Origin of the sequence: Bacteroides sp. An269 (genome assembly GCF_002159755.1) — a bacterium.
In the GTDB taxonomy this organism is placed as follows: domain Bacteria; phylum Bacteroidota; class Bacteroidia; order Bacteroidales; family Bacteroidaceae; genus Phocaeicola; species Phocaeicola intestinalis.
Genome location: NZ_NFJG01000235.1, coordinates 1 through 987, shown reverse-complemented (window position 1 = coordinate 987; position 987 = coordinate 1). Strand labels below are relative to the sequence as shown.

At 47.0% G+C, this 987-nt stretch carries 2 protein-coding genes; both read right to left on the bottom strand.

Going from position 1 to position 987, the window contains the following annotated elements; all coding sequences use genetic code 11:
* Nucleotides 1-5 precede the first annotated feature (5 nt).
* Nucleotides 6-374 (bottom strand): IS66 family insertion sequence element accessory protein TnpB, encoded by a 369-nt coding sequence (gene tnpB, locus B5F71_RS19490; protein WP_143269955.1) that lies wholly within the window; start codon nt 372-374, stop codon nt 6-8.
* Nucleotides 375-693: 319 nt separating this feature from the next.
* A partial coding sequence (locus B5F71_RS19480) for a transposase (RefSeq protein WP_241148671.1) occupies nt 694-987 on the bottom strand: 294 nt, incomplete at its 5' end.

Genomic DNA, 987 nt, shown 5'->3' with positions numbered 1-987 from the left:
ACATGTCATACATGGTACTCCTTACGCTCTGCCCTTAACCGCCGGAGCCTCTGCCCCGGGCTTTCCTGAATGCCCTCGACCATCATTACCAGGTCACGCCATTCCATGGAATAACTTTTTGACTCAGGATCGTATTTGGGCAGTTTGAAGCGACCGGCTTCCAGACGTTTCACATACATCACCATGCCTCCATCTTCTGCATGAAGCAATTTCATGAGTTTGCGGCTGGCCCCGATGAAGATGAAGACATCACCGTTCTTCACTTCACTGTTCATCTTTTCATGTACCACTCCGCACAATGAACTGATACCTTTGCGCATATCTGTAATGCCCGGACACAGGAAGTAGCGCATCGTGTCGTTCAAGTTAAACATGGCCGCCTCCAAGACTTTTGGTCAATAATTCCATAAGTATCTCTTCAGAACCATTTCCGAAGTGGGCACGAAGACCATTGGGAAATAGTAATGCCACACCATGGGGTATTTGTTCTTCAAGGGAAGATTCCGTAGCTGCCTGTTTGAAACAGATGGGAGCCAACTCTTGCTTGACACTATTCTTGCCAACTGAACATTTTTTACGCCAATAGTGAGAAGCTGTTTTGATTTCATTCGATAAATTTGTTAAGCATGATTTGGATGAATGCAATCTGTACCATAGCTTCTGCGGTTTCAGCAAGGAATTCATAATCGATGGTCAGCCTTCTGAAGTTTTCCAGCCATGAGAAAGAGGTTCCACAATCCAACGTTTGGGCAGTACCTGAAATTTGGACGGACATTCGTCCGGTCTGAGTACGACCTCCAATATCCATCCGAATTTCTTCTTGACCCAATCAGCCAAATCTCCCCTGTAGCCTCCGTCCGCCAAGATTTTCACCAAGCGCGGAAATTTATAAGCGAGTTTTTCTATGGCTTGTGGGGCGCCCTTGCTGTCATGCAGGTTGGCTTCATGGATTGCGACGGCTAACGGAAGGCCGAGCGTATCGACTAT